This window comes from Synechococcus sp. R6-10, from assembly GCF_047461815.1.
Lineage (GTDB): Bacteria > Cyanobacteriota > Cyanobacteriia > Thermostichales > Thermostichaceae > Thermostichus.
On record NZ_JANSHW010000144.1, the window covers coordinates 1 to 4970 of the forward strand.

Here is a 4970-nt window from a genome sequence, read left to right on the forward strand (position 1 = left end):
CGGAGTCCTTAAACGAGACCCTGTCGATCTAGGCCCCTGGATCCCGCTCTGGGCAAGGGTTATAATCGGCGGAAGTCGCTTCCTTTCGGGGCAGTGGAATTAATGAAAACTCAATGGAAAATTAATCGAGCCAAGCGAATAACTATTAAAATGAAGATTATCAAATAGCAAACAAATGTAGCGATACTCGTGGTTAAAAATAGAACTCCGCCCCATTTCCGGAGGAGAGGCTCCAGAAAGTTCGTGCATGGGAGGAGACGAATAGTCCACTTTACACTGGTATCATCGCCATCGAATTGAAATAACCAGGCCCAAAGATAGAAAAAATGAGTCGCGAGGTAGAGCGCAATATCGCTCTTTCTTGATTCAAAAACGCTAATGAATGTGATCATCAAAGCTATATGCACAAATGCCCATAAAGTAAGCAGCAAAATAAGCAGCGCTCCAAACATCATTAGAAGCCAACCGGCGACTCCAAGACGCATGAGAAACAGGGCACAGACAAAAAGGATCTCCACTCCAACTAGGAGAAGTTTGGTTGGTGTATTCAGGCTTTCATGTTCTACCATATTACTTCCTTTTTTCGCGTTGTTCGTAATATGTGTCTCAGACAAGCTTAATAACTGCAGACGTGATGATCTAGATCTGATCTGGCACTTTTGGCAGGGGTAGTTGAAACGGATGATGGTCGAAGCGAATACGCTGTACTCGGTAATTTCCTGTTAATGGAACCGATCCTGAGCCGCAAGCAACTTCCACGCCACCCGGATCAACCGTTGTTCCGAATGCGATACCTTATTTTATGTAGGTTTGCGTAGCAAAAACCCTATACCTGATAAGTCACTTCCCTTTGGGGAAGCGGGATTCATGGAAACACTCAAAGCAGACGGCCCAAGCGTTGCCGCAATTCGGTGGCAGCCAGCTCTAGGTGCTCGGGGGTGTAGCCGGTGGTTTCTACTCTGACAGCGAGGTGGGTGTCCTGGCTCTCGTGGAGGTGGATCCACAGAATGTGGCGGCCATCTTCGGTTTTGCGGTTTGAGGCTTTGACGCTGTTTTTGGGGGCAGCGTAGGCGTGTGGATCGTATCGAACCAGATCCACCCAGGGAATGTCTCGCAGGAGTCTTTCCACTTTGGCCCAACTGCGGGGTCGGTGATGGCTGGCATCGCTTCGGATTTGGATGATCTGGGAGCGATCTCGGCCTGAATCGGGGAGATCTGCCCGTGGGATCTGGGGCTGAACTTGCGGCTGTAGGTAGGGCAAGTAGACCAGGGATTTGTATTGCTCATGGATGTAGCAAACCGGGACCCCCAATTGGCTGCCCACCACGGCCATGATCATGGCTTGGGCTTTAAACCCGCCGGTAGCGGCAAAGGTGACGATCCCCCTGGCGCTCTCTGCCAACTGTTTCAACAGCTCGGCCATCCGCTCCAGTGAGGATCCCTCTAGCTCATAGTTGATGCCGGGAAGGGGAACCAAAGAGACCTGCTGCTGACCCAGCTCTTGCTCAAAAAAGAGCTTCAAAATCTGGGCACACTCCAATCCGTCGGGGGTTTCTGAGTGCAGCAAAATCAAGGCATCATTCGAGGTGGGATCCAGCCGCAAGTAGGTGTTGGTTTCGGCGCTGATCAGCTCCAGATCGGTTCTTTTCATCCAGGCCAGCGCTTGCTCCGGATCCCCGATGGTTTTTTGTCCCACCCAGGGGCGCTGCGGCTGCAAGTCTTTGTCAAGGTTGGTGAGCAAGGAGGTGCCCACAGTCATGATGATGGTCTGCATGATAGGCGGTTAACTCAAATTTTTCGAGGGCTCTGTTCCGCTTTGCGCCCAGAGCAGCTTGGCCTTGCGGATTCTGCCATCTTCCTTTAGACCCAGAACTTTCACCTGCACCTCTTGCCCCACCGAGAGGGATCCCGCCCGTTTGGGCTCCTTCTGGGTGAGCTTGGTGTCTGTGTCCAGAATCTGGAAGGTGACTTCGTTGCCCTTGATGTTGGTGATGGTGGCCTTCAGCTTTTGCCCGGTCTGGAAGCAGGCTTTGCGGGCCTGATGCTGGGCCTGGTCTTGTTGGTGTTGATGGTTTTGTTGTTGTCTGTCGTCCTGGGATTTGTTTCCCGCCCCTTGGGGAATCTCGCCAATGGGGATCCCTCCATCCTTGTAGTAGCAAGCCAGCCGGGCTGCCCAGCCCAGGATCTGCAGCATCTCCGCCGGCCTGTCTTGCAGAGGTTGCAAGTACCTTTTGCAGGTTTCGTCAATAAGCTGATAGTATCTTCTGGTTTGTTGGGTACGGCATAGGCCAGTTTCCCGCACCAGCTCGCCGGTGAATCGGAAAAAGCGGGATCCCGCGTCAGGGTGATGGGCAACCGAGCGCAGATAGGCGATGCACTTGCTCAACTCGTTGACATCCACCCTTTCTTTGGCCAAGGTCATGGCGATGCCGTGGGCGAGATCCCAAGATTGGGGGCTGAGATCGACAGTGTCTGACAGCATGGGGGAACCCTCAGTACACTCCGGTGGGCGGCTCGCGCAGAGCAGTGGGACTCAGGATGGCGGCCAATCGCTTGAGTTGTTCGGGCAAGATGTAGCCCTGGGCAGCTTGAATTTGCTCTTGCACAAAGGCTTGGAGGCGTTTTCCTTCCAGGGTATCGGCTTCTGGGGGATCGTAGCGGCTGTAGCGATCTTTTAGGTTGCCGGGCCGCTCGATCTTGTCGAGGGTGACCTGCAGGGATCCCAGGCCCACGGGCTTGCCGCCCCCCACCTTCAGCAGCATGGAATGCTTGGGATCCTGCCCCAAGACCGTGAGCAAGGTGCCCAGCTCAGCAGGGGTGAGGTTTTTGAAATGGATTTGGGTTTTGAAAACCGTGTTTTGCATCGCTTGCTGGGTGGGTGTTCCCCTTGAACTGCCCTGCAAAGCTTTTTTGTGGGTGTAGTAGAACTTGCGTCCAATGACTTTGCCGTTTTCCTTTTTAAAGTAAGCTTTGCACTGATCCGGGCGAGGACAGTACAGCGGGGGCAGGGATCCGCCACCCGATCCGGTGCCGGTGGCAATGGCATCCCTGAACTCCACCAATCCCTGCCAGTTGAGAGCACCAAAAACGCGGCTGGCCGGACAAAGCTGCTCTTTGTTGCGGCAGGGGTGCCGCTCTGGGGGGATCCGATTTCGGTACTCGCTCATCATCACCGCAAGGGTGCTGTTGGTGATCGCCTCGTACATGGCCCGGATGGCCCCCTTGAGGGAGCTGCCCTGGATTTTAAGCCTTCCGTTGGGAGTGGTGGTCATGGTTTTGAGCACCGGGATCCCTTTCACCCCGACATCGCTGCCCAAGGCCAAGTGGCCGGTGGAGATGTGGACGGCAGTCTGCACCGTTAGGGTGAGGAAGAGGGTGCCGTGCAACCTATCGGGATGGAACTGGGCGTGGCCGGCGGGCCGCTCCAGCGTGGGGCGCTGGGTGGGAAACGGGATCAGCTCGTAGGGTTTGGGAAACACGGTTGGTTTGCCTCCAACTCGACTGCTGTTGCCGGCAGACGATCTTGCAGATGCGGCCTGGTTGGGCAATGGGCGAGGGCCTTGGGGGGTCATGGTCACCTCGGAATCAGGGCAATAAAGTGAACGCGGGCAGTTCGCTCATCTCGGAAGTAGCGCTGGCCCACCTTGAGATCTTGGGGATGGCTGAGGGGCTTGGGAAAGCGGGTTTCTCGATTTTGGGATCCGTACAGGTCGGCTGCGTGATCCTCCCACCGCCACTCTCCCGGCAGAGGGATAAAGGAGTCCGGGGGAGCTTGGATCCCCAGATACAGCAGATCCCAGCCGTGGGGGGTGCTTTTCCAGCGCAGTTCCCCTTGTTGGGAGAAAACTTGCCCCTCTGGACAGACGGGATCCGCCGGGATCCCCACCTGAATGCCGCTGACTCGATGGGGCCAGCGCAGAAAGGAGTAGGTTTTTTCAGAAGTGGAAAAACAGGCCGAGAGCACTTGGGAAAGCGAGGGCTCCCCCCCGTCTCGAATCCTGAGCGAGGCGACGTAGGCTGGTTTCATACGGCTTTGGCCTCCGCTTGCAGAAGTTTGGCCCAACTGTTGACGGCGGCAGCGAGCAGGTGCTCCACCTTGGCCTCGGATCCCTGCTCCCAGGTCAGCCGCGCCCCAAAGCCCAAGGGCATCGGCTCCGCCCCCACCGGCACTAACTGGCGATCGGGTTTGGCAAAGCCGTATTTGCCCGCCTCTTCTGGACTGAGAAACTCGCTCGCCCCCAGCAGGGATCCCCTTGGCCAGGCAAGCTGGGATCCCAGCAGCCGTAGCTCCTGGCTCCCCTCCTCCACCAGGCAGCCCGGGTAGTCCACCGTCGCCCACTCGTACTCCACCCGAACGCGGCCCATGCCGCGGGATTTGGCAAAGCCAATACCAAACCATCCTTCGTCCAGATCCCGCAGCACCAGCCCCAGCAGGCCCAGTTGGGCCAGGGTAAAGTTTTTCAGGTGGATCTTGGTTTGAAAGGATCCCTCTACGCACACTTGATAGCTGAACGGCCCCACCGCCACTGAGCCGAAGACGCGGTCGATGGCCACCCCATTACGTTCCTCCAGGCGCAGAGGGGTTCCCGGCTTGGGATAGGCATCTTCGATGCGGACCCGGCTGGCGATGGCTGTGTTGCCGAACATCTGATCCGTAAAGGAAGAAAGGGCGTAAACCTGGTGGGGCTCTTCAATTTTTTCCAGCCATTGATTGGCCTTTTGGTCGAGGGGATCGCCGGCCCAGAGTTTGCAGCCTCCCCCCTCAGGACGTCTGTCGCTGCCCACCGTTCGGACGATGCGCTCCGCATGGGCGCGAATTGCCCCTTTGAGGGAGCTGCCGGGAAAATAGACCGTTCGCCCGCCGCCGTGATAGGTTTCGACGAACTCCATATCCGGCTTCGTCGGGTCAGCCCCTTCTTTGCCCGCCTTGATGAGAACAGGGCCATCGGGCTTGAGGGCGAGGCAGAGGG

General features: G+C 56.8%; 5 protein-coding genes. All 5 read right to left on the minus strand.

Annotated features, from left to right (window positions below; all coding sequences use genetic code 11):
• Positions 1-877 precede the first annotated feature (877 nt).
• The gene (locus tag NW837_RS04705; RefSeq protein ID WP_414329484.1) at positions 878-1759 is read right to left on the minus strand and encodes a putative CRISPR-associated protein; all 882 of its coding nucleotides are present in this window, start codon (positions 1757-1759) and stop codon (positions 878-880) included.
• A 24-nt stretch (positions 1760-1783) separates the two neighbouring features.
• Positions 1784-2482 (minus strand): hypothetical protein, encoded by a 699-nt coding sequence (locus tag NW837_RS04710; RefSeq protein ID WP_414329485.1) that lies wholly within the window; start codon positions 2480-2482, stop codon positions 1784-1786.
• A 10-nt stretch (positions 2483-2492) separates the two neighbouring features.
• Complete coding sequence (locus NW837_RS04715; RefSeq protein WP_414329486.1) at positions 2493-3479, minus strand: RAMP superfamily CRISPR-associated protein; 987 nt, start codon at positions 3477-3479, stop codon at positions 2493-2495.
• Positions 3480-3574: 95 nt separating this feature from the next.
• Positions 3575-4027 (minus strand): hypothetical protein, encoded by a 453-nt coding sequence (locus NW837_RS04720; protein ID WP_414329487.1) that lies wholly within the window; start codon positions 4025-4027, stop codon positions 3575-3577.
• Positions 4024-4970 (minus strand): RAMP superfamily CRISPR-associated protein (locus NW837_RS04725; protein WP_414329488.1); only part of this gene is annotated, 947 nt, incomplete at its 5' end. The genes NW837_RS04720 and NW837_RS04725, both read right to left, overlap by 4 nt.